17 protein-coding genes are annotated in these 23,638 nt (G+C 70.0%); 11 read left to right on the plus strand and 6 right to left on the minus strand.

Annotated elements, in window-relative coordinates:
- Positions 1-64: 64 nt before the first annotated feature.
- On the plus strand, positions 65-439 hold the full coding sequence (locus ITJ62_RS00555; RefSeq protein WP_194599272.1) for an iron chaperone: 375 nt from the start codon (positions 65-67) through the stop codon (positions 437-439).
- A 15-nt stretch (positions 440-454) separates the two neighbouring features.
- Here ITJ62_RS00555 and ITJ62_RS00560 read toward each other — a convergent pair whose 3' ends face one another.
- Positions 455-1,657 carry an SLC13 family permease gene (locus ITJ62_RS00560; RefSeq protein ID WP_194599273.1) on the minus strand — a complete coding sequence of 401 codons (1,203 nt, stop codon included), beginning with the start codon at positions 1,655-1,657 and terminating at the stop codon, positions 455-457.
- Positions 1,658-1,908: 251 nt separating this feature from the next.
- Here ITJ62_RS00560 and ITJ62_RS00565 point away from each other — a divergent pair, with 251 nt between their 5' ends.
- Positions 1,909-5,988 carry a LamG-like jellyroll fold domain-containing protein gene (locus ITJ62_RS00565; protein WP_194599274.1) on the plus strand — a complete coding sequence of 1,360 codons (4,080 nt, stop codon included), beginning with the start codon at positions 1,909-1,911 and terminating at the stop codon, positions 5,986-5,988.
- A gap of 43 nt (positions 5,989-6,031) precedes the next feature.
- On the opposite strand, the gene ITJ62_RS00570 is transcribed toward ITJ62_RS00565, so the two are convergent.
- From ITJ62_RS00570 to ITJ62_RS00580, 3 genes are all read right to left on the minus strand, one after another.
- Positions 6,032-6,409, minus strand: coding sequence for a DUF1801 domain-containing protein (locus ITJ62_RS00570; protein ID WP_370581773.1), 378 nt, complete (start codon positions 6,407-6,409; stop codon positions 6,032-6,034).
- 4 nt (positions 6,410-6,413) lie between these two features.
- On the minus strand, positions 6,414-7,715 hold the full coding sequence (locus ITJ62_RS00575; protein ID WP_228497755.1) for a C40 family peptidase: 1,302 nt from the start codon (positions 7,713-7,715) through the stop codon (positions 6,414-6,416).
- Positions 7,716-7,981: 266 nt separating this feature from the next.
- Positions 7,982-8,467, minus strand: a complete 486-nt coding sequence (locus tag ITJ62_RS00580) for a MarR family winged helix-turn-helix transcriptional regulator (RefSeq protein WP_197977384.1) — start codon at positions 8,465-8,467, stop codon at positions 7,982-7,984.
- Between the two features lie 486 nt (positions 8,468-8,953).
- On the opposite strand from ITJ62_RS00580, the gene ITJ62_RS00585 reads away from it, so the two are divergent.
- The 4 genes from ITJ62_RS00585 to ITJ62_RS00600 all read left to right on the plus strand — a co-directional run bounded on the left by ITJ62_RS00585 (position 8,954) and on the right by ITJ62_RS00600 (position 14,249).
- A complete protein-coding gene (locus tag ITJ62_RS00585; RefSeq protein WP_370581774.1) occupies positions 8,954-10,498 on the plus strand; it encodes a sugar transferase in 1,545 nt (514 codons plus the stop codon).
- Positions 10,499-10,991: 493 nt separating this feature from the next.
- Positions 10,992-12,260: a DUF1972 domain-containing protein gene (locus ITJ62_RS00590; RefSeq protein WP_194599275.1), complete on the plus strand. Its 1,269-nt coding sequence runs from the start codon at positions 10,992-10,994 to the stop codon at positions 12,258-12,260.
- Positions 12,257-13,036 (plus strand): CDP-alcohol phosphatidyltransferase family protein, encoded by a 780-nt coding sequence (locus ITJ62_RS00595; RefSeq protein ID WP_194599276.1) that lies wholly within the window; start codon positions 12,257-12,259, stop codon positions 13,034-13,036. Before ITJ62_RS00590 ends, ITJ62_RS00595 begins: the two co-directional genes overlap by 4 nt.
- Positions 13,037-13,139: 103 nt before the next feature.
- Entirely contained in the window at positions 13,140-14,249 is a 1,110-nt protein-coding gene (locus ITJ62_RS00600) for a glycosyltransferase (protein ID WP_370581775.1), read from the plus strand.
- A 42-nt stretch (positions 14,250-14,291) separates the two neighbouring features.
- Here the strand turns inward: ITJ62_RS00600 and ITJ62_RS00605 are convergent, their stop codons facing one another.
- Positions 14,292-14,912 carry a hypothetical protein gene (locus ITJ62_RS00605; protein ID WP_370581776.1) on the minus strand — a complete coding sequence of 207 codons (621 nt, stop codon included), beginning with the start codon at positions 14,910-14,912 and terminating at the stop codon, positions 14,292-14,294.
- 137 nt (positions 14,913-15,049) lie between these two features.
- Here ITJ62_RS00605 and ITJ62_RS00610 point away from each other — a divergent pair, with 137 nt between their 5' ends.
- From ITJ62_RS00610 to ITJ62_RS00630, 5 genes are all read left to right on the plus strand, one after another.
- Positions 15,050-16,489: a polysaccharide biosynthesis tyrosine autokinase gene (locus tag ITJ62_RS00610; protein ID WP_194599279.1), complete on the plus strand. Its 1,440-nt coding sequence runs from the start codon at positions 15,050-15,052 to the stop codon at positions 16,487-16,489.
- Between the two features lie 4 nt (positions 16,490-16,493).
- Positions 16,494-17,810 (plus strand): acyltransferase, encoded by a 1,317-nt coding sequence (locus ITJ62_RS00615; protein ID WP_194599280.1) that lies wholly within the window; start codon positions 16,494-16,496, stop codon positions 17,808-17,810.
- On the plus strand, positions 17,725-20,430 hold the full coding sequence (locus ITJ62_RS00620) for a right-handed parallel beta-helix repeat-containing protein (protein WP_194599281.1): 2,706 nt from the start codon (positions 17,725-17,727) through the stop codon (positions 20,428-20,430). The genes ITJ62_RS00615 and ITJ62_RS00620 overlap by 86 nt, the downstream gene beginning before the upstream one ends.
- A 259-nt stretch (positions 20,431-20,689) precedes the next feature.
- Positions 20,690-22,015, plus strand: a complete 1,326-nt coding sequence (locus ITJ62_RS00625; RefSeq protein ID WP_194599282.1) for a hypothetical protein — start codon at positions 20,690-20,692, stop codon at positions 22,013-22,015.
- The gene (locus tag ITJ62_RS00630) at positions 22,012-23,067 is read left to right on the plus strand and encodes an acyltransferase family protein (RefSeq protein WP_194599283.1); all 1,056 of its coding nucleotides are present in this window, start codon (positions 22,012-22,014) and stop codon (positions 23,065-23,067) included. The genes ITJ62_RS00625 and ITJ62_RS00630 overlap by 4 nt, the downstream gene beginning before the upstream one ends.
- 10 nt (positions 23,068-23,077) lie before the next feature.
- Here ITJ62_RS00630 and ITJ62_RS00635 read toward each other — a convergent pair whose 3' ends face one another.
- A complete protein-coding gene (locus ITJ62_RS00635) occupies positions 23,078-23,614 on the minus strand; it encodes a DapH/DapD/GlmU-related protein (RefSeq protein ID WP_194599284.1) in 537 nt (178 codons plus the stop codon).
- Positions 23,615-23,638 lie beyond the last annotated feature (24 nt).

Consider the following 23,638-nt stretch of genomic DNA (forward strand, 5'->3'; position numbering starts at 1 on the left):
CATGGGACGATGACGGCACGGGGGCAGCGGCTCCCGTGCCGTCTCCGTTCCGACGAGGAGAGACATGCCGGGCGCACCCACCACGATCGACGACTACCTCGCCGCGCAACCCGCCGACGCCGCGGACGCCATCGAGGAGATCCGACTCCGCGTCCACCGCATCGTGCCTGGAGTCACCGAGGCCATTCGCTACGGGATGCCGACCTTCATGCTCGACGACCGCTACCTGCTCTACCTCGGCGCCTGGAAGCACCACATCGCCCTGTACTCGATCCCGGCGTTCGACGGCCCCCTCCAGAACGCCGTCGCCGACTACCGGGCGGCGAAGGACACGCTGCAGTTCCCGTTCAGCCGGCCGATCCCCTTCGAGCTCATCGACCGGATCGTCACGGAGCTGTTGGAGCGGCGTCGGGCGGCGGACGCACGCCACGAGCACTGAGGGCGGCGTGGGAAGTCACGGGAGTACCGCGCCGGCACCCTGGGCCAGCCAGAGCCCGACGGTGGCGAGGGCCACCGTCAGCGGGGCGACCACGAACCCGAGCGCGATGAACCGGCCCCAACCGAACTCGACGTCCGCCGCGGTGAGCCGCGCGTGCCAGAGCAGCGTCGCGAGCGCCGCCCACGGGGTGATGAGCGCGCCCGCGTTCACGCCGATGAGCAGGGCGGCGAACCGCACGGGGTCGCCGGCCACCGGCTCGAGGGCGAGATACGCCGGGAGGTTGTCGACGAGGTTGGCGCTCGCCATGCCGACCCCCGCCAGCTGCACGAGCGCCAGGAGCGAGTCACCGGTCCCCGCGATGGACGCGAGCGCCCGCGCGAGCCCGAGGGCGTGAGCCGCCTCCACCACGAGGAACAGTCCTGAGGCGAGCAGGACGAGCTGCCACGGGACGAGCGCCGGACGCAGCGCCGCCGGACGCCGGATGAGGAACACGACGACGAGGATCACCGCCGCACCGACCGCAGACATCCACACCGGGATGCCGGACACCAGCAGCGGCAGGAGCACGAGCACCACGAGCCCGGACGTCCACAGCAGCACCCGGTCGTCGTCCTGCGCCTCCACGTCCACCGTGTAGGCACCGGCGAGCTGACGGCGGTACACGATCGCGAGGACCACGCACGGGACCACGACCGCGATGATCGCCGGGACGACCATGAGCGCTGCGAATCCGCCGGGGCCGAGCGGGCCGCCACCCGACGCCATGGCGGCCTCGTCGATCGCGTGCTCCGCGAGGAGGTTGGTGAGGTTCGACACCGGCAACAGCAGCGACGCCGTGCACGCCAGCCAGACGGTGGTCAGGGCGAACGGCACCGGCGACAGCCCGGCGTGCCGCGCGAGCGTGATGACGACCGGCGTCAGCAGGACTGCCGTGGTGTCGAGCGAGAGGAAGACGGTGCTGAGCGTGGCGAGCGCGACGACGAGCAGCCAGAGCAACCAGGTGCTCCCCCGACCCCAGCGCACGAGCCGGGAGGCGACGAGGGTGAACAGGCCGGCGTCCGCAGCGAGTTCGGCGACGACGGTGATCGCGACGACGAAGAGCAGGATCGGCCAGACGCGGTCGGCGATGCCGAGGGCCTCCGGCGCGGGGAGGACGCCGGTGAGGATCGCGATCGTCCCGATGACGAGCAGCACGACGCCGAGCACGGCACTGCGCACGAGGCCTCCTTCACCACCGGTCCGTCGGAGCACTGTCGCCCGCTCGGCAGTCGATCATACGTCCGCCGGCTCCTCGGCCACGGTCGTTCCGAGCAGCCCGACCTGACGGCCTTGCCCCGAATTGGGGGCGCCACCCGTCTTGGAAGACTCGCAGTGCACTGACAGCATCGGAAGACGTGCCGAAGCAGATGCGTGGTGCTCTGGCCGCCTGCTCTTCCGGTGCGCCACCACCACCGGAAGAGGGGAACACCGTGGGTCGACCGCGAACCGAACGATCCGACGAGTCGCGGACGCGGCCGACCCGCCGATGGGCGAGCGTCCTCGCGGGATCCGTGACGACGGCGGCGCTGCTGCTCGGCGCGCTCGTCCCGGTCTCCGCCGCGGTCGCCGACAGCGCTCCGGTCGATCCGTCAGATCCGCTCGCCCCGACCACCGTGACCGCCGACTCGCTGCCCGCTCCACAGATCGACGGCGTGGTCTGGGACCAGGTCGTCGCCGGCGGTACGGTCTACGTCGGTGGACAGTTCACGACCGCGCGACCGGCCGGAGCCGCAGCCGGGGTCGCCACCGTCGCGCGGTCCAACTTCCTCGCGTACGATCTCGCGACCGGCGAGCTGCGCTCGGACATCTCGACGTCCTTCGACGGGCAGATCCGGGCGATGGCCGTGTCCCCCGACCAGTCGCGGCTGTACGTCGCCGGTTCCTTCACGAAGGTCGACGGCACGACCCGGTATCGCGTCGCGGCGTTCGACCTTCCGTCGATGACCCTCGTGTCGAGCTTCGCTCCGACCGTCAATGCGACCGTCGAATCGATCGCCGTCTCCGCGACGAGCGTATACCTGGGCGGCATCTTCACCTCCGTGCAGAAGAACGAGCGTCTCCGTGGGGCCGCGCTCAGCACGACGAATGCCGCGTTGCAGCCATGGAACCCCTCGGTGCTCGGCGGCTCGGTCAAGGCGATCGTCGTCTCGCCCGATGCGTCGAAGATCGTACTCGGCGGCGGATTCACCTCGATCGGCGGCTCCACCGAGCCGGGCCTCGGCATGGGTGCGGTCACCGGTGACTCGGGTGTGGTCCTGCCGTGGGCGGCCAACTCCATCATCCGGAACGGCGGCACGAAGTCCTCCGTCTTCTCGCTGTCATCGGACGTCGACAGCGTGTACGGCGTCGGCTACCAGCACAGTCAGGGCGGGAAGGCCACCGAGGGGACGTTCCGCATGAGCTGGGCCGACGGCAGCCTCCAATGGTTGGCGGACTGCCACGGGGACAGCTACTCGGTACAGGTCGTCGGCGACGTCGTCTACACGGCCGGACACGCACACGCCTGCGACAACACCGGCGGCTTCCCCAACGCCGAGGGATACCACCGCGCGGTCGCCTTCTCGAAGGAGAGCGTCGGACGGGTTGCACACAACACCCCGCCCGGAGGCTGGACCTACGGCAATTTCGAGGGCAATCCCGCCACCGAACTCCTCCACTGGTTCCCCGACATGAACGCCGGCAGCTACACCGGCCTGAGCCAGGGCCCGTGGGACGTCACCGCCGGTGGCGAGTACGTGCTGTACGCCGGAGAGTTCACGACCGTGAACGGTGCGCCGCAGCAGGGTCTCGCCCGGTTCGGTACACGCGCCGTCTCGACGAACGCGCAGGGCCCGCAGCTCGGGGGCTCCAAGCTGGCCCCGACCGTGACCGCGATCGGTGACGGCGCGGCGAAGGTCACCTGGCCGTCGAACGAGGACCGCGACAGCGAGGTGCTGCGATACGACGTCATCCGCGACAACGACACGGCATCGCCCGTGTTCACCGTGAATGCAGCGGCGTCCTTCTGGGACAGGCCCGACATCACGTTCATCGACCAGGGCCTCACGGTCGGTCGCGACTACCGGTACCGGGTGAAGACGACCGACGCCACCGGCAACGTCGCCTGGGGGGACAACGTGACGTTCACGGCTGCAGGCGGCGCGCCGATCGCCTCCACCGACCTGGACCGTTCGGTCCTCGCCGACAGTCCCTCGCACTACTGGTCACTCAACGAGGCGACGGGGACGACCGGCGGTGACTGGGTGGGTGCGGCCGAGCTGCAGCTGTCCGGCACGACCCTGGGCCGTGCTCAGCCCGGCGCGGAGTCCGACGGCGGCGGCACGTCGACGTCGTTCGGTGGTGACGCGCGCGGGGTGACCACGACGACCGAACCGTTCACCAACCGCTTCTCGCTCGAGGCGTGGGTCCAGACGACGTCGACGAGCGGCGGCCCGATCATCGGCGCCTCCAGCGGGACGGCGCTCGGCTCCGGTAACCGCGACCGCCTCGTCTACCTCGGCGACGACGGCCGCGTCCGTTTCGGTCTCTATCCCGGGACTGTCCGGACCGTCACCTCGGCCAACGCGGTCAACGACGGCGAGTGGCACCACGTTGTAGCGGTCCTCGGCAACACGGGCCAGCAGCTCTACATCGACGGCGCCCTCGAGGCCGAGGACCGGAGCACGGTCCGGGCACAGGACTACAGCGGCTACTGGACGGTCGGCGGCACCTCGCTCTCCGGCTGGCCGGACCGCCCCTCGAGCGACCACCTGAACGGTCGTCTCGACGACGTCGCGGTCTACCCGCGGGCGCTCACCGGCGCGCAGATCGCCGCGCACCACTCGGTCGGGGTCGACGGCATCGCCCCGGAGCCGGCGAACCAGGCACCGACCGCGGCGTTCACCCCGACGGTCGACGGGCTGGACCTCACCGTCGACGGCACCGCCTCGACCGACGCCGACGGCACCGTCACCGGATACGCCTGGGACTTCGGCGACGGAGCGACCGCCAGTGGCGCCGCGGCGGGCCACGCCTACACCGCAGCCGGCGACTACCCCGTGACGCTCACCGTCACCGACGACGACCAGGCGACGGCGAGCGTGACGCAGGTGGTGACGGTGACCGCTCCGGTCGTCGACCCGGAGCCGGGCGCTCAGCCCTTCGCCTCGGACGCCTTCGAGCGTTCGGTGGCGAACGCCTGGGGAGACGCCGAGACCGGCGGCTCCTGGACCGTGGCCGGAGGGAAGACCGCCTTCGCCGTGTCCGGCTCGACCGCGACGATCCAGGCTCCCGCGGGAGGCACTCGGGCCGCCCGCCTGATCGGCGTCACCGAGGCCTCGGCGGACGTGCTCACCGACGTCACCCCCTCGGTCGTCGCCAATGGTGGGGGCGGGTACTACTCGGTGATCACCCGCCAGGTCGGCACCGTCGCGTATACCGCCAGACTCTGGTTCCGTGCCGCGAACGACGTCCGCTTGCAGCTGCTGTCCGGCACGACGGTGCTGGTCTCGCAGAAGATCGACGGGCTGTCGGCGTCCGCGGGTGGGACGCTGCGCCTCCGAGCCGCCGCCGGCGCCCCCGTGGACGGGGCGACGAGTCTCACCGCGAAGGTGTGGGCCGGGTCCGCTGCTGAGCCCGCCGACTGGCAGGTGTCGGCGACCGACGCCGCCGCCGCCCTCCAGGCACCGGGTGCGGTCGGACTCTCCGGCTATCTGTCGGCCTCGGCGAGCAATGGGCCCGTGACCTTCACGGTCGACACGTTCGACGCGGTCACCGCCGGTGGTCGTGAAGCCGCAGCGCCCGCCCCCGACCCCACGGATCCGACGCCGCCCGCCGAACCGACTGACCCGACGCCGCCCGCCGAACCGACGGACCCGACCACGCCTACGGACCCGACCGCACCCGCCGACCCGGCATCGCTCGTCACCGACGACTTCGCCCGCGAAGTGACCGGTGGCTGGGGGGATGCGCTCCTCGGCGGCGCCTGGACGCTCGCCGGCGGGCGGACTGGCTTCGCCGTCACGTCGAACCGGGGTACCATCACCGCTGCTCCGGGCGCGACTCGCACCGCCGTCCTGGCGGCGACGCCGGTCGGAGCGGCCGAGACCTCGGTGACGTTCTCGCTCGACCAGGCGCCGAGCGGCGGCGGTCAGTTCGTCTCACTCATCGCGCGGCAGGTCGGTTCCGAGCGATACGTCACGCGCGCTTGGATCCAGGCGTCCGGTGTCGTTCAGCTGCAGGTGCAGCGCAACGGCAACACCATCAGCGCACTGAACCTCGCCGGGACGTCGGTCGGAGCCGGCAGCGAGGTCCACCTCGTGACGCGGACGACCGGCGTCAGCGGCACCACGATCGAGGCCAAGGCGTGGACCGGAGACGTCGAACCGACGACGTTCCAGCTGTCCGTCGCCGACGACACCCCAGGGCTGCAGGGTGTCGGAGCCGTGGGTCTGGCCCTGTACCTCTCGGGGTCCGCCACGGCGACGACGACCGTGTCGTTCCGAGACTTCCGGGTGCTGCCCCTCGAGTGACCAGGTCCGGTGCCTGGCGTCCCGGAGAATCCCGACACCTCGGTCAGGCCCGCACCCAGCGCCCGATCAGTTCGAGCAGGGCAGACTCGGCGGCGGCCGCCGCATCGATGGTCGAGAAGGTGACGACACCGCGGTCCGGCGCCGCCCACACCACGAGACCGGAGGGGTCGTCGAACCGGAAGGCGTCGGTGTCGTCCCGCTGATGCACGCCCCGGTGCAGGATGATCCGGATGCGGTTCGCCGGGTGCAGGGCGAAGGTGACGCGGTCCTCGCCGTCGTAGACGAAGCTCGGCGCCTTCCACTTGAGGTGCTCCGAGAAGCCAGTGTCCGAGGCCATGATCGCCTCGCGCAGACGGACGACCGCCGGCTTCAGCTGGTGCGTGAGGGACGCGAGGTAGGCGTCGACCTCGGCGGAGCTCACGGGATCAACCCGTCGGGCGACCGACGTAGGGTGCGACGTCGCCGGATCCCCAGATGCCGCCGACCCGGGTGCCGGCCCGCTCGTTGGCCGCTTCGACGATCTGGCCGTTCCCGAGGTAGATGGCGACGTGGTAGTAGTCGTAGCCGCTCGACCAGAAGATGAGGTCGCCACGCTGCTTCTGGCTGTAGGGCACGAGGCGTCCCTGCGACTGCATCGTGTAGTACTGGTTCGTCGCCGAGTGCGTCCCGATGCCGCTGCCGTACGCCGCACGGGTGAGGCCCGAGCAGTCCCAGACGTTCGGGCCGGAACCGCCGAGCTGGTAGCCCTTGCCGACCTGGGCGAGCGCGAAGGCGATCGCCGACTCGACGCCGGCGGAGTCCGGAGGTGCGACCGAGCCGCCGCCACCGCCGCTGGACGCACCGCCACCGCCGCCACCACTGCTCGATCCGCCGCCGCCGGACGAACCGCCGGACGACGCGGGAGGGGTGTTGGCCGCGGCTGCAGCGGCCGCCGCTGCAGCCGCCTCCGCAGCCTGGCGAGCGGACTCGCCGGCCGCGTACCCGCGCTCGGTCTCGGCGGTGGTGTTCTTCAGGGAGGCGAGCTGCGCGTAGAGCTGGTCGGCCTGCTGCTCCTGGGCTGCCACCGCTGCGGATGCCGCCGCCGAGGCGCTCTCCGCCTCGTCGTACTTCGTCTGCGCTTCGCCCTCGAGGCGTTCGCGTTCCGTCTTCGCGACCTCCGCCTGGTCGGTCAGACCGCTCGCCGCGTTGCGGTCGGTCACCGCCTCGGCGTAGCTCGCCGCGTTCCGCTCACCCAGCTTGTCCATGACGGACAGGCGGGACAGCAGATCGTCGGACTTCCCCGCGCCGAGGACGAGGTCGAGTGAGACGTCGCCGCCGCCGCCGCGCGACAGCTGCGCGATGAGTGCTCCGGCGCGCTGCTTCGAGACCTTGGCGGCGGCCGCAGCGGCCTCGGCCTGTTCGCGCAGCGCCGACTCGCGGGCGGTCGCCTCGGTCACGGCGTCCTGCGCCTGACGATAGGCCTCCGCGGCGATCTGGGCGGTGCGGAACGCGGCGTCGGACTGCTCCTGCAGCGAGGTGATCAGTGCGGTGATGTTCGTGATCTCGGCGGCCTTCGCGGACTCACTCGACTTGGCCGCTTCGACGTCGGCCCAGCTCGGGTAGTCCTCCGCGTGGGCCGGTAGGGCACCGACGGTGAGTGACGCCGTGACGACGCCGACGGAGAGGGCCATCGCCAGCCAGGGACGGCGGCGGCCGTACTGCGCACCGGGCGTTCGTGCGGGGGTCATCATTCTCCAGTCCGACGACACGATCACGGCGACCTCGGCGGGTCGCGGCCGTCATCCTGTCACAACAGTCACAATAGAAACTTTGATCACACTAGCCACTCTCGCCCCGGAGCACCAGCTCGAATCCCCCCGGATAGGGCACGCGCGCGCGCAGATCGGCCCCGCCCTTCGACAGACTCAGGGACCGGTGTTGCACTGGAGGCTCAGGGAGCGGTTGTGCAGGGCAGGCTCGGGGACCGTTGTCGACGGGCGGCCCGGCAGGCAGGTCAGGCGGGTTCGACGTCCTCGGGCGACCAACGGGCGGACTCGCCCGAACGGATGATCGCGAGCAGCTGCGACCGCAGCGCCGACTCATCGGGCAGTTCCGGGAAGACGTCGGCCTCGAGCCGATGTGCGGCGAGCCAGGCTTCATCGCCCGCAGGCGTCCGGCTCACCACGTGACGACGACGGTCGTCGGCCGCGGCGATGCGCTCGATGTGGCCGGCCCGCTCCAGTCGGTCGAGCGTGCGTGACATGGTCTGATTCTGCACGCGGGCCCGTCGGGCGAGCTCCTTCTGACTGGCGGGGCCGCTGTCGAGCAGGTGCAGGACGATGAGACCGGCGTGCGTGACACCGATGCCGTCGAGGGCCTGCTGCCAGGTGTGCTCGATCAGTCGCGACGCCGTGGAGAGGAGCCGTCCGGTCGGCCAATCGGCCATGGGATCGCGGGCGGCGTCGGCGATCACGCCATCGGTCGCGCGCGCTCCATCCATGGCACCAATGTAGTCGCTGGGCGTAGGGCCGAGCCGCCATCCGTGATGGGCACCGGCGGGCCGGGCGGTGCTGTCCCCCACCGGACCCCGATGGACGCGATCGACGAAGTCCGTGGCCGGATCTGCGAATGACGACGGAATCACGCGTCCGAGGGCACGCTCACCCCCAGAATTGGGGGCCGTCACCCCCCTGGAGTGGGGGATCCGCCGATGACCCCCGCTTCCTAGAGTTGAGGGATATCCAAGGGGGACGCTCATCTCGACCGGTATCACCGGTCGGTCGTGGGTACACGAGCGACGTCGCGTTCTCCGCGGGCGGCCCGAACCGCCCGTGCGCACCGCGCACCAGCACCACACCCGAACCCACAAGTGGATAGCAGCCCTCATGACGACGTACCCGAACCGCCGTCGGAACCTCCGACGCCCCTGTCCGTGCACCCGAACCGCGGCCACCCTTCCGCACCGCCCGGAACGGTGGGCCACCGCGTGAGCACCGACGTCAAAGAACACCCGTTCCCGATCACCGGCCCCATCGCGAGCCCCATCGGGTTGCGCCGACGTCGAGCCGTCGCGCTCGGCGCGGCCTCCTCCCCCGCCGCGGTCACCTCGCTGACGCAACGCGAGTGGTCGAAGCGATACCGTCGTCGAGTCGTCCTCACGGACAGCGCGATCGCGCTCTTCGCCGTCTCCGCCGCGTTCGTCGTGCGGTTCGGCGACGCCCCGGTCGGTCCGGAGGGCCAACAGCTCTACGTCCTGCTCTCAGCGGTCATCGTCCTCGTCTGGCTGGGCTTCCTCGGATTCACGAGGACACGTGACAGCCGCATCATCGGCTCCGGTGTCACCGAGTACAAGCGCGTGGTCAACGCCAGCGCATTCGCCTTCGGCATCCTCGCGATCGCCTTCCTCGTTTTGAAGATCGACATCGCGCGCGGGTACTTCATCCTCGCGCTCCCCGCAGGGACGCTTGCCCTCCTCGCCTCGCGCTGGATGTGGCGCAAGTGGTTGCTCAGCCGCCGTCGCGTCGGCGAGTACACGGCACGGACGGTCGTCGTCGGTCGGCGCGACGACGTCGACTACGTCCTCGAACAGGTCGCGAAGCAGCACAGCATGAGCTACACCGTGGTCGGTGCGGCGATCGTCGACGAGGAGACCGCCGAGCCGTTCTCGAGCCGGGGCCGATCCGTCCCGGTCATCGCCCACGTCGACGGCGTGGCGCAAGCCGCTTCGAACCTCACCGCCGACGCGGTCATCATCGCCGGACCTGTCGACGGTGGCAGCGACTACATCCGTCGCCTCGGCTGGGACCTCGAGGGGACCGCCACCGAGCTCGTGCTCGCCGCGCGACTGACGGACGTGGCCGGGCCTCGGATCCACTTCCGACCGGTCGAGGAGCTGCCGCTGATCCACGTCGAGATCCCCCAGTTCGAAGGCGGTCGCCACATCATGAAGCGGGCGCTCGACGTCGGCCTCACGAGCCTCGGGATGCTGCTCATCTCGCCCCTACTGGCGCTCATCGCCCTCGCGGTCAAGCTCGACAGCCCGGGCCCCGTCCTCTTCCGTCAGGAGCGCGTCGGGCGCAACGGCGAGCGGTTCACGATGTTCAAGTTCCGGTCGATGGTCACCGACGCCGAAGCCGCGCTCCCCGCCCTCATGGCGCAGAGCGAGGGCAACGGCGTGCTCTTCAAGATGAGGAACGACCCGCGGGTCACCCGTGTCGGGCGCATCCTGCGCAAGTATTCCCTCGACGAGTTCCCGCAGCTGTGGAACATCCTCACCGGCGACATGAGTCTCGTCGGGCCCCGGCCGCCGCTGGCGAGTGAGGTCGCCGAGTATGAGAAGGACGTGCACCGCCGTCTGCACATCAAGCCGGGCCTCACCGGCATGTGGCAGGTCTCCGGCCGCTCCGACCTGACGTGGGAGGAGAGCGTCCGCCTCGACCTCTATTACGTCGAGAACTGGTCCATCACGGGCGACCTGATGATCCTGTGGCAGACGGTGAAAGTGGTCCTGAAACCGGTCGGCGCGTACTGATGTCAGGACTTCTGTCGGTGATGCCCCCAAAGCGAGGGGTGTCCTGCGAAAAGAGGACAAAACCCCTTCCAGAGGGGACAACAGTTCGATACAGTCGTCTCCATCACCGCGAACCGGTGAGCCGCTCGACACCCGAAACACCCGAATCCGTCGAGTCGATTCGCCTGGTCAATGACGCCGCTCGCGCGCACGAACCCGATCGTGCATCGATATCCGTGACGCTTACCCGAGCGAATCGACCTTCGACGCCGTCCGCACCCGAAAGCGGACGTATCGGGCGAACGCGCACGTGCTGCACCATCGTCGTCGTGCAGGGACACCCGACCCGGTACGCGACGCCCATCATCCGAGCAACGACGCTTGCAGCGTCGACATCCCGCCCCGCCACGCAGACCCGGACACACTGCCGCGGAAGCGAACCCATGAGAGACCCGAACTCACCCATGACCTCCATTCAGCAGTGCTCGATGACCGGCGAAACGGCGACGACCCGATGACAGGCCACTCTCGCAGGGGCGTCGCACACGGACGTCAGCCCGACGGCACCCTTCGCATCGCGATGGTCGGCACGCGAGGAGTTCCTGCGGCTTACGGCGGGTTCGAGACCGCGGTCGAGGAGATCGGCAGCAGGCTCGCGGCCCGCGGCCACGAGGTCACCGTCTACTGCCGCCGCACTGCGGCCGAGCAACCGGCCGAACACCTCGGGATGCGACTCGTGCACCTGCCAGCGGTTCGCAAGAAGGTCTTGGAGACCCTCAGCCACACCGCTCTGTCCGTCCTCCACATGGCGGTCACCCGACGCAACGACGTCGCCTTCGTCTTCAACGCGGCGAATGCACCCTTCGTCCCCGTCATCCGTGCCAAGGGCGTCCCGACCGCCGTGCACGTCGACGGCCTCGAATGGAAGCGGGCGAAGTGGAGCGGTTCAGGCAAGCGCTACTACCGCTGGGCCGAGGAACGTTCCGTTCGCACAGCCGACGCCCTCATCGCCGACGCGGCCGGGATCGCCGACTACTACGAGCAGCAGTTCAGCGTGCCGACCGAACTCCTCACCTATGGCGCGAAGATCCTCGAACACCCGAGAACGGATCTGCTCGGCTCCGGCGCCGGTGTCGAGGCCGGCGCGTTCCACCTCGTGGTCGCCCGCTTCGAACCGGAGAACCACGTCGACCTGATCGTCGAAGGCTTCATCCGCAGCGCCGCGCGGCACCCGCTGGTCGTCGTCGGCTCGGCACCGTACGGCGCCGAACACAGCGAGCGCATCGCCGCCCTGGCCGCGAGCGACCCCCGGGTGCACCTACTGGGCGGCGTCTGGGACCAAGAGCTCCTCGACCAGCTGTACGCCGGCGCGCTCACCTACGTCCACGGCCACTCGGTCGGCGGGACCAACCCCTCGCTCCTCCGCGCCATGGGTGCCGGTACGGCCGTGATCGGTTTCGACTCCGTGTTCAATCACGAGGTGGTCGGTGACTCCGGTTCCTTCTTCGCGGCGAGCGACGAGGTCGCCCGCCTCATCGAACAGGCCGAACTGGACGAGGCGGGCACCGCCGCCCTCGGAGCAGCCCTGCAGGTGCGCGCCGCCGAGGTCTACCGCTGGGACAGCATCGCCGACGGCTACGAAGCACTCGCCCTCCGCCTGGCGGACGGCGCGACGATCCACGGCACCGGACGATTCACCCGCCTGCCCATCGACTGGAACCCGAAACCGGTCAGTGGCATCAACCCGACACACGTCACCGAGAGCACCGGAGGATTGGCATGACCCGAATCACTGCCGACACCCGTTCGACCACCGAGTCCTACACCGAGATCGTCGCCCGCCTGGCCGGTGCGCAGAAGAAGCGGGCTGCCGGAGCGCCGGCCTACTCGATCTACGTGAACCGCAAGGCCGGCCGATACCTGGCCGCCGGCGCCTACAAGGTCGGACTCACGCCGAACATCGTCACGGCGATCAGCGCGGTCTTCACCTTCTCCGGCATCGCGATGCTGGCCATCCTCCCGCCGGCGTGGTGGGTCGGTGTCGCCGTCTGGCTCGCGCTGGCGATCGGATACGCCTTCGACTCGGCCGACGGTCAAGTCGCACGTCTGCGCGGCGGCGGCTCCGCCAGCGGCGAGTGGCTCGACCACGTCGTCGACGCCACGAAGATCTCGACCCTGCACCTCGCCGTACTCATCATGGTGTTCCGCCACTTCGAGTTCACCGACCCGGCGCTCTACCTCATCCCCATGGGGTACACGGTGGTCGCGGCGGTGTCGTTCTTCGCGATGATCCTGAACGACCAGCTGAAGGCCGCCTACGGGTTCAAGCCCGCTGCGGACGCACGGAAGAGCTCTCCGCTCCGCTCGCTCCTCGTGATCCCGACGGACTACGGCTTCCTCTGCTTGGTGTTCCTGCTGCTCGGCGCGCCCGTCCTCTTCTTCGCCGTGTACACCCTGATGTTCGTCGCGAACACCGGCCACCTGCTCCTCGCCTCCGTGAAGTGGTTCCGCGACATGGACCGCCTGGGTGCAGACCCCGTCTCCGAGCTGCTGAGTTGATCGGACGATGAACGACCTTGGGGGGTCTGGACGGCCCGAGCCGATCAGACGGAGGACGCTGCTGCTCGCTCATCCGAGCGCAGACCTGTACGGATCCGATCGCGTGTTCCTGGAGACGGTGGAGGCGTTCGTCCGCGACGGGGCCGACGTCGTGGTCACCATGCCCGCGGACGGACCACTCAGCCCGCTGCTCGTCGAACGGGGTGCGCGGGTGCGCATCGTGCCGACCCTCGTGCTGCGGAAGCGTCTGCTGACCCCACGCGGGTTCGGCGAGCTCGTGTCGCAGACCGTCCGAGGTCTGCGGGCGGGTGGTCGTCTCATGCGCGAGGTGCAGCCCGATCTCGTCTGGACCAACACCATCACGATCCCCTTGTGGACGGCGCTCGCGCGGCTGCGCCGTCTCCCCTCCGTCGTGCACGTGCACGAGGCGGAAGGATCGGCGAAGCCGATCGTGATGCGCGCCCTCGCATTCCCCCTGCTGTTCGCCGATCGGCTGATCGCCAACAGCTCGTACAGCGCCAAGACACTCGAGCGTTCCTACGCCCGCCTCGCCGACCGGACGACCGTCGTCCTCAACGGGGTCCCCGGGCCGTCCGAGGTCACGGCTCCTCGGACGGACGTCCTCGACGAACTTCGCGTGCTCTTCGTCGGACGCCTGTCACCGCGGAAGGGGCCGGACCTCGTCATCGAGGCGGTCGACGAACTCAACCGCCGTGGGATCGACGCGCGAGCCGACATCGTCGGTGCGGTCTACCCCGGCTACGAGTGGTTCGAGGACGAGCTGCGCGCCTCGATCGCCGCGCGGGACCTGGCGGACCGCGTCACGCTCCTCGGCTTCCAGCCGACCCCGTGGCCTGCACTCGCCGCCAGCGACGTGCTGGTCGTGCCCTCCCGGCTCGACGAGCCGTTCGGGAACACCGCCGTCGAGAGCATCCTCGCCGCACGGCCGGTCGTGGTGAGCGACACCTCCGGGCTCCGCGAGGCTGCCGCCGGCTACCGCGCAGCGAGTTTCGTGACCCCTGCAGACGCCGTCGCGATCGCGGACGCGCTCGCCGAGATCCGGTCCGACTGGGCTGCTCGGTCCGCGGCAGCGCTCGACGACGAGCGCATCGCGGCCGACCGCCATTCGGTCAGGGCCTATCAGGACCGCATCATCGAGTCGGTGGACGGGCTTCCGCTCCGGCCTCGTGGGGCGGAGCGGATCGATGCGTAGCGTCCTGCTTCCAGCGCAGGGCCTCCTGGCAGCGGCTGGTGGTCAGGCCACGTCGCGCGGTGCCGTCCTCGGCAACGCGTCGGCGAGCAGTCCGGCGACCTCACCGACCTGCGCGATGGTGCGGTCGTGGGCTGCCGACCCCGAGAGGTGGCCGTCGGCGATGTCGAACGGATCCGTCGGCGCCGCAGCCCGTCCGAACCGTCGGAGGCTCTTCGGTCGACGGCTCGGCGCGACGAACCCGCGGCGCCCGTGGATGACTGCCGCGAAGCGGTCGAGCACACCCTCCAGCTCGATCCCGTCCTCGTCTGCGAATCCGGGCACGACGGCCAGAGCCGCCGCCTCCCGCAGGGTGAACGTCCGGGACCGGGCGGCGGGTGCGAGCGTGGCGATCGCTGATCGCTCGGCCGTCGAGGCGGTGAGGATCAGCGATGCGTGGTCGATGATCGCCTCGGTGATCGGCCGTGAGCGGTGGGCATCGGCGAACGCCGCGAAGCCGGTGCCGCGCTCGAGCCGCCTCACCCGCTCGCAGATCTCCGAGCCGGTCCGCGCCGTCACCCCGGCGCTCTCGACGACGACCTGGTCGAATTCGGCGAGACCGCTCAACCGGCGTTCCAACTGGAACGCCGCAAGTGGCGACCGGCAGACGTTCGCCGCGCACACCACCAGCAGTGTCTGGTCACGTTGCTCGTCCAGATCCCCGCTCCCCTCGTCCTCCCCACATGATAGTGGGACCAACAGGGCGGCCGTTCCGCGCCGCCCACAGCACAGCCCCGGCCCGGTGCCGGCAGAAGGGCAGTGACGTGACCGTTCACGATTACCTCGGCGCGATCCGCAAGCAGTGGGCCGTCATCCTCCTCCTGGCGCTCCTCGGAGCGGCGGGAGGCTATGTCTACGCTCAGTCCATGCCGAGCATGTACCGCTCGACGAGCAGCGCCTACGCCTCCGCCGCCTACGGCGAGTCGACGAGCGAACTCGTCCAGGGTTCGACCTACGTGCAGAACCTCGTGCAGTCCTACGCCCTCATCGCGAAGTCCCCGTACGTGCTGCAGCCGGTCATCAACGACCTGGGCCTCGATCTGACGGTCGCGCAGCTCGCTCGGACCGTCACGGCGGACACCCCCCTCAACACCGTGGTGGTCGACATCTCCGTCGTGAACTCCGACCCGGAGCTGGCCAGGGCGATCGCCGACGGCATCGCGAAGTCATTGTCAGACGCCGTCGCGAACATCTCCCCGAAGGATGCGGCGCAGGCCGCCTCGGTGCAGCTCACCATCATCTCGCCGGCGTCGGCACCGGTGAACCCGGTCTCGCCGGATGTCCGGCTGATCACCGGTCTCGGCGCCGCGGTCGGTGTCCTGCTCGGCCTCGCTTGGGCGGTCCTCCGCGAGCTCGTGGACACCCGGATCCGGAGCAACACCGACATCGACCTCGTCACCGACCTGCCCCTCCTCGCGGAGATCGGCCGCACCTCACGCGAGCGACGCATCGCCCAGGTGGTCCGCTCCAGCCCGAACGGCGTCACCGCCGAGGCGTTCCGGTCACTGTGCATGAGCCTCGCCTTCGCCGACGTCGACAAGCCGGTCGCCTCCGTGGTGGTCACCTCCGCGCTGCCTGGCGAGGGGAAGAGCTCCGTGTCGGTCGGGCTCGCGATGTCACTCGCGGAATCGAGCGGGAGTGTCATCCTGGTCGACGGCGACCTCCGGAACCCCTCGATCGCCGACTACACCGGCCTCGAGGGATCGGTCGGTCTCACCAGTGTCCTCCTGGGCGATTCCTCGCTCGACGAGGCGGTCCAGCCCTGGGGTGTCCCCGGCCTGGACATCCTCGTCGCGGGCGCCGTCCCACCGAACCCGAACCAGCTCCTCGCCTCGGACACGATGCGCGGCACCCTCGAGGCGTTGAAGGCACAGTACGACTTCGTGGTCATCGACACGTCCCCGGTTATCCCGGTGACAGACCCCCTCTGGCTCGTCCACGAGACCGACGGTGCGATCGTCGTCGTCCGGGAGCGTCGGACGAAGCGGCAGCAGCTCCAGAAGGCGCTGTCCAACCTCGACTCCGTCGGCGCGCGTGTGCTCGGTGTCGTGGCGAACGACGTCCGGCACCATGAGCGGACCACGTACTACACCGATGACGAGAACGCCCGACCCCGCCAGAGCGGCCGTGCGCTCCGCCCGCGCCGGCGAGCGGTCGCGGCCGGGGCCTCGGAGTCGACCCCCGAAACCGCCGGAGACCGGTAACCCCATGTCCGCGACCGCCCGACACGCGCGGCCGGGTTCGGCTGAGGACACCGGTTCCCGAGAAACCTGGATCGATTCCGCACGCGGGATCGCGATCATCCTCGTGGTCCTGTTCCACGCAGTCATGTACCTCGGCGTCGCCGGGATCGCCGGTCCATGGGCGCTCGCGAGTACTCCGCTCGACACCTTCCGGATGCCGCTGTTCTTCTTCGTCTCCGGGCTGCTGGCGCCCTCGGCGCTCGCCCGATCCTTCGGGGATCTGTTCCGCAAGCGTCTGGTCTTGCTGCTGTACCTCTACGTGGTGTGGAGCACCGTGCAGACGGCGTACGGCGCAGTGATGCCCCCCTTGAACGACGCACCGGACCCGGTGAGTTGGTGGTCCTTCGCCTCGATCCTCGTCCAGCCGCACCCCAACCTCTGGTTCATCTACGCACTGCCGATCTACTTCATGATCGCCTGGCTCATGCGCAGCTGGCCGCGGCTGCTGCAACTGGCGATCGCTGCGATCGTCTCCGGTGCGTTCGGCACCGGGATCTTCTCCTCGCTCGGTGTCCCGTGGGAGAAGGCCGGGCGTTACTTCTGCTTCTTCCTCCTCGCCGCGCACGCGGCACCCATCATCCGGCGGCTCGCTCCGCGGCTCCGGCTCGGACATCTGTTCGTGCTCGTCGTGATCTACGGAGGCATCGTCGCCTTCGTCCTCCGCACCGAGTGGCGATTCGCCCCCTTCGTGCTGCTCGGAGCCGGACTCGTGGCCACCGCGACCGGCATCGCGCTCGCGGTGGTGTTGTCCCGCGCGCGCGCGGGTGCCTTCCTGGCCTACCTCGGCACTAGGACCCTCCCGATATACCTCGTACATACGTTTCCTATGATCGCCGTTGCTGGAGCACTGCATCCGGTCGCGGACGAGGTGGCGTCCTGGCAGCGAGTGGCTCTCCCGCCCGCCCTCGCCGCGCTGTCGATCCTCGTATCACTAGGCATCCACCGACTTCTCCGCTCGGTACCCGGCGTCTTCTCCGTCCCGGTCAAGAGGTGGACGACCACCTCGGATCTTCGCCTCCGAAACGTGGACCCGTCACAGATCCCTGCTGTAGCATCCCTCAACAACACTCCAGCGCCACCCGACCGAAACGGCCTCCCGAAGGCCGAGTCCGCCCCGCACGACGCGACCGCACCACCCCCGCCCCTGCTCCGCGTCGAGGGATCGGACGTTCCCGATCCCTGTGAGGAACCCCGTTTTGACTTCCGCTCCGCACGCAGCCGGTCCCCCCGCCGACCGCCGACACCCGAACCGGACGACGACCAGCACCTCCGCGACGCCTGAGCGGCGCGGTCGGGCCCGGCGTCTCGGCTCACTGCTGGCCGCCGGTGCCGCAGCCGGCGCACTGATCCTCAGCTCGTTCACGGTCTCGACGCCGGCGAGCGCCGCGACGGAGACCTGGAAGGTCGGCTCCCCCGTCGTCAACGACACCTTCGCCAGGACCGTGGCGAGCGGATTCGGCACCGCGGAGCTCGGGGGCGCCTACACCTCCCCGGTCACCACCGGTCTGGCCGTGGCGAGCGGTGGCCGCATCTCCTTCGCCACCCCGGGCACGGCCCGCCAGGCCGTGCTCTCCGGAGTCCAGATCGCCGACGTGCAGGCGACCGCGACGATCACCGTCCCGACCCTCCCGACCGCGGGCAGCGGACTGTACTTCGGGCTGCAGACACGCTCCGACGGCAAGCGGTACTACCAGAGCACTCTGCGTGTCACACCCACCGGCTCGGTCTACCTCGGCACCGCCCGCGTCGACGGCTCGACCGCCGACCAGACGAGGCTCTCCAAAGAGGCGCTCATCGCCTCAGACCTCCAGCCCGGTCAGTCGCTCCAGATGGACCTCCGCACCCGCTCCTCCGGCAGCGTCACGATCGCCAGTCGCGCCTGGGTCGTCGGCGGCGCGAAGCCCTCTTGGCAGCGGATCGCCACGGACGCGAGCGCCCAGCGGCTGCAGTCCGGCGGGATCGGGGTCTGGGGCTACCTCTCGAGCACCGCGGCCCCGCAGGGCCTCGGGATCAGCGCGTTGAGCGCCGCCCCCGTCACCTCGACGACGTCGAACCCGGAACCGGAACCGACGACGCCGGTCCCCACGCCGACGGAACCCACCGACCCCGTGGAGACGCCGGCGCCCGAGCCCACCACGCCGGCCGAGCCGACGACGCCCACCACCCCCACCACGCCGACGGCGCCGACCACGCCGACGGGCCCTGACGCACAGGTCCCCTCCGCCGGTCGCGGCTCCGCGGCGGTCGGTTCGGCGTCCTACGCGATCCCGACGAAGGCGCTGTACGTGTCCGCCGGCACGGGCAACGGCGGCTCCGGGACGCTCGCCTCGCCGTACACCTCGCTCGCCCACGCCATCGACAAGGCTCCGAGCGGCTCCACCCTCGTGCTCCGGGCCGGCACCTACCGGGAGAGCGTCGTCGTCGCGAGCTCGAAGAAGCTCACGATCCAGTCGTACCCGAAGGAGGCGGTGTGGCTCGACGGCAGCTCCACCGTGACCGGTTGGAAGAAGGGCTCGGTCGGCTGGGCTGTCTCCGGGTGGAACACCGGTTTCGACACCAGCCCGACCTTCACCAAGGGCGCGTCCGACGGCAGCGCCGAGGCCATCAAGTTCATCAACCCCGACTACCCGCTCGCCGCGTACCCCGACCAGGTCTGGATCGACGGCGTCGCCCAGCGACAGGTCGCGAGCGAGCGCGCCGTCACCGCCGGCTCGTTCTTCGTCGACCGCAGCGGGAAGCGGCTCGTCCTCGGAACCGACCCGTCCGGCAGGACCGTCACCGCGAGCACACTCCAGACCGCGCTCGCCGTGAAGAGCGTCGGCAGCGTGGTGCGCGGCATCGGCGTCCGCAACTACGGCAACTCGGTGTACCAGATGGGCGCGATCACCGCCCAGAACGACGCCATCACCTTCGAGAACCTCGTCGTGCAGGACAACGCCACCATCGGGCTCTACGCCTGGGGCACCGGGGTGACCTTCGCGAACATCACGGCGACCGGCAACGGCATGATGGGCGGCGGAGCGAACGCGGCCGACAAGTTCACGCTGAAGAACTCGGTCGTCTCGGGCAACAACGTGCAGAACTTCAACCGCATGCCGGTGTCCGGCGGGTTCAAGATCACCAGGTCCCGGACGGTCGCCTTCACGAACAACGACTTCCAGCGGAACACGACGGTCGGCCTCTGGCTCGACGAGTCGGTGTACAACGGGACGGTCACCGGGAACCGCTCGATCGCCAACGGCGCGTCCGGGATCATCCTCGAGATCTCCGACACGTTCACGGTGACGAACAACGTCATCGCCTCGAACGGCCGGTACGGCCTCTGGATCGGCAACACCGGCAACGTGCAGGTCTGGAACAACACCATCACCGGCAACAGCATGGCCGCCTTGCAACTGACCCAGGACAAGCGGCGGCAGACGAACGTGAACTCCGCCGGCCACGACCGGCGACAGTCACTGCCGGACCTCACGGTCCCGTGGATCATCAAGAACGTCACGGTCTCGAACAACGTCATCTCGGGTGCGGGCGGCGGCTGCCTCGTCTGCGTCGAGGACCAGTCGAAGGAGTTCACGGCCGAGCAGATGAAGCTCACGCTGAACGGCAACGTCTACCAGCGGGCCTCGACGAGCTCGCCCTCGCTCGCCGTCCGGTGGGGCCAGGGTGCGGGCACGGCCAAGAGCTTCGCGACGGTCGCCGCGTTCACGAAGGCGACCGGGCAGGAACGACGGTCGGTCCTCGTCGACGGCACCGCCGTGACGACGACGGGCTATCAGCTGACCCCCGCGGCACTCGCGCAGTCGGCGCTCGTCGTGGTGGTTCTGCCGACGTCGGTCGCCGCCCTGCTGGGTCGGCCGGCCGGCCTCGCCCCGGCGCGGGCGGGGAGCCTCCTCTCCCCCTGATCGACCGCCACCGGCAGTGGAACGGCGCGTGCCACGGCACGCGCCGTTCCGTCGTCACCCCTCGGTTTGGGGGCAACATCCCCGCGAACTGGGGAAGGTCTTCCGGTAGGCCCTTCGGTAGAATCGGACTATCGGTGGATGGGCGCTACCCGGCGCGTCCCCCACCTCAGGCCCTCCCGAATCGACTGTCGCTCGCGCGCGTTCGAACCCCGCGGCCCTGGCGAACCGACGAGCTGGCCGGAGCCATGAGGGGGTGATCATGACGGTACGACCGAGCACCCGCGCCGTCGCGCCGCGCGCCACCGCCGCCGAGGTGCCGTCGCCGCCCCTGCGCCCGCACACGTGGATGGACCGTGCGGCGGCCGCGACCGCACCGGTCCTCCTCGCGATGTCGCTGGACCTGCCCCAGGGCCTCAAGGTCGGGTACGTCATCGCGCTGCTCCTCGTGCCGGTGTGGCTGCCGGTGCTCGCCCGGTTCCGCGAAGCCAGACTGTTCGCCGTCCTCGGTCTCGCGGCGATCGCGATGGGCGCCGTCCTCACGGCGTTCAGCAACGCGGGCCAGTCGACCAGCCAGACGCTCCTCGCCGGCAACTCGTTCATGGTGCTCGGGCTCGTCGCCGGCACCGGCGCACTCCTCTGGGCGCGCACGGTCATCGGCGCACCGATGGTGGCGGTCTGGTTCGGGCTCGGCATGGTGGCGGCGATCCCGCTCGGCAGCGGACTCTCGAGCGTCAACGTCTGGCGCTTCGGTCTCTCGCTCCCGTTGACCGTCTTGCTCCTCGCCCTCGCCTGGCGGTGGAGCTCACGCGTGATGGAGTTCGCGGTCATCGGCGCCATCGGCGTGATCGGCGCCCTGAACGACGCCCGCTCCGGTAGTGCGATGCTCGTGATGACGGCGGCCCTGGTCCTCTGGCAACTGCGCCCCACGACGCCGGGTCGACGCGGCTCGACGGTGCGGACGCTCCTCGGGCTCGCCGTCCTCGGCGCGGCCGTCTACACGGTCGCCCAGGCGGTGATCCTCGGCGGGCTCCTGGGCGAACGCACCCAGGAGCGGACCCAGGCGCAGATCGACACCTCCGGCAACCTCATCGTGGGCGGGCGGCCGGAGGCGGCCGCGACGGTGGAGCTCGTCGCGAACCGTCCTCTCGGCTACGGCTCGGGTGCGATCCCGACCCTCTCCGACATCCTGTCCGCGAAGACGGGCATGTCCTTCATCGGGTACCAGCCGAACAACGGCTACGTCGAGCGCTACATGTTCGGCAACGGCTACGAAGTGCACTCCATGATCGGCGACCTCTGGGTCCGGTTCGGGCTGTTCGGCGCCGCGCTCGTCGTGCTGCTCTTCGTCCTGACCTTCCGAGCGCTCGGTGACGGTCTCGCCCGACGTGCCGCGAGCGCCCTGGTGATCTGGCTCGCCATCCGCATGCTGTGGAACCTCTGCTTCAGCCCCGTCGACTCCTCGATGCTCCTCACGATGCTGTTCCTCGGCGTCGCCTTCGTCCCGGTCACGATGCGGTCGCGGCCCGAGGCGTCCACCGCCGGGGGACGCATCCCGCCGACCCGTCAGACGGCGGTGCACCGATGAGCGCCACCGCACCGGCGAAACCGCGGCTCGACTGGGTCGACGCCGGCAAGGGGCTCGCGATCACCCTCGTCGCGATGTACCACTCCGCGAGCTGGCTCCTCGGAGCCGGATTCGAGATCGACGGGTGGCGCCAGGTCAACGAGGCCCTCTCGTCGCTCCGCATGCCGCTGTTCTTCATGCTCGCCGGACTCTTCGCCGCGAAATGGCTGACCGCCTGCTGGCGGTCGCTGTGGCGCTCGAAGCTCTCGCTCTTCGTCTGGGTGTTCCTCGTCTGGGAGGTCATCGGCTCAGCGGTGTTCCTGCTGGGGCTGACGATGAAAGGACAACCGATCAACCTCGTCGGCACGGTCCGCGACCTCCTCGTCTCGCCGATCGCGCCACGGTTCGAGCTGTGGTTCATCTGGGCGCTCGCGATCTTCTTCGTGGTCGCGAAGCTCATCCGCCGGATCGACTGGCGTGTCCAGCTCGCCGTCGCCGGGGTGTGCTCGGCCGCCGCCCTCAGCGGGTGGGAGACCGCCAACATCGGGTGGAGCGGCTCGATCAAGTACTTCTTCTTCTTCCTCGCCGGGCTCTACCTGAAGGACGTCGTCTTCCGGCTGAGCCGCGCGCGCATCGGCGGGCTCCTCGTGGCGCTCATGGTCGCCTGGGTCGCCGTCTCCGCGGTCGTGGCCGTGTTCGGGCTGCGCTGGGTGCCCGGGCTGTACTTCGTGAACTGCGTGCTCGGCGTCGTGACCGGCGTGACCGTCAGCCGGTGGTTGGCCCGCATCCCCAGGCTCGTGGCGATCGGCTCGAACACCCTGCCGGTCTACCTCACGCACACCCCGCTCATCATCGTGATGGCCTACCTGCTCGCACTCCTCGCGAGGGTGACCCCGGTCGCCGTCGTCGCTCCGGGGTTGCCACCGGTGCTCGCCGGTCTCGCGATCGCCGGTTCGCTCCTGATCAGCGGCGCCGCCGTGCGCGGGCCGGCGCGGGTGCTCTACGAGGCGCCACGGCTCATCCGCGGACCCGCTCCGGTTCCACCACGCGGACGGCACGCCCATGTCGCCTGAGCGGTCGGGGTCAGCCGACGGCGCTCCCCCAGTCGGAGACCTCGCCGACCGCCGCGGCCGGGTTCCCGGCGACGACCGTGCGCGCGGGGACGTCGCGTCGGACCACCGAACCGGCACCGACCACGGATCCCTCGCCGAGCGTGACACCCTTCAGGACGAGCGCACGCGTCCCGATGAGGACCTTGCGTTCGATGACGATGGGCGCGGTGTGCGCTCGGCGACGACCGCTGGGCGACGTCGTCCAGTGGAAGTCGGTGTCGAGGATCTGCACCTCCCAGGAGATGCGGACGTCCGGTCCGATCTCGAGCCCGGACTCGACGTTCACGATGGTGCGCATCCCGATCTTGGAGCCCCTCGACAGGTGCAGCGTCGCCGCCTCACCAACCCACATCTGCGCCCCCTTGGACACCGTGCAGCCGCGGTCGAGTCGGTAGGTCCCCGGGCCGCCGAGCTTCACCCCGGCCTCGATCCTCGCGCCGGGGTGGCCGCGCAGCACGCCGCGCGCATAGCTCCAGAAGTGCTTGCGCACCGCACGCAGTCGTCCCATCGATCCGTCCGATCCTCGATTTCC

The organism is Plantibacter sp. VKM Ac-2876, assembly GCF_015350715.1.
Taxonomy (GTDB): Bacteria; Actinomycetota; Actinomycetes; order Actinomycetales; family Microbacteriaceae; genus Plantibacter; species Plantibacter auratus.

Excerpts from the sequence above, each read along its gene's own strand:
- ITJ62_RS00555 (WP_194599272.1), top strand. The coding sequence starts at position 65 with ATGCCGGGCGCACCCACCACGATCGACGACTACCTCGCCGCGCAACCC.
- ITJ62_RS00575 (WP_228497755.1), bottom strand. The coding sequence starts at position 7,715 with ATGACCCCCGCACGAACGCCCGGTGCGCAGTACGGCCGCCGCCGTCCC.
- ITJ62_RS00580 (WP_197977384.1), bottom strand. The coding sequence starts at position 8,467 with ATGGATGGAGCGCGCGCGACCGATGGCGTGATCGCCGACGCCGCCCGC.
- ITJ62_RS00590 (WP_194599275.1), top strand. The coding sequence starts at position 10,992 with ATGACAGGCCACTCTCGCAGGGGCGTCGCACACGGACGTCAGCCCGAC.
- ITJ62_RS00595 (WP_194599276.1), top strand. The coding sequence starts at position 12,257 with ATGACCCGAATCACTGCCGACACCCGTTCGACCACCGAGTCCTACACC.
- ITJ62_RS00615 (WP_194599280.1), top strand. The coding sequence starts at position 16,494 with ATGTCCGCGACCGCCCGACACGCGCGGCCGGGTTCGGCTGAGGACACC.
- ITJ62_RS00625 (WP_194599282.1), top strand. The coding sequence starts at position 20,690 with ATGACGGTACGACCGAGCACCCGCGCCGTCGCGCCGCGCGCCACCGCC.
- ITJ62_RS00630 (WP_194599283.1), top strand. The coding sequence starts at position 22,012 with ATGAGCGCCACCGCACCGGCGAAACCGCGGCTCGACTGGGTCGACGCC.
- ITJ62_RS00635 (WP_194599284.1), bottom strand. The coding sequence starts at position 23,614 with ATGGGACGACTGCGTGCGGTGCGCAAGCACTTCTGGAGCTATGCGCGC.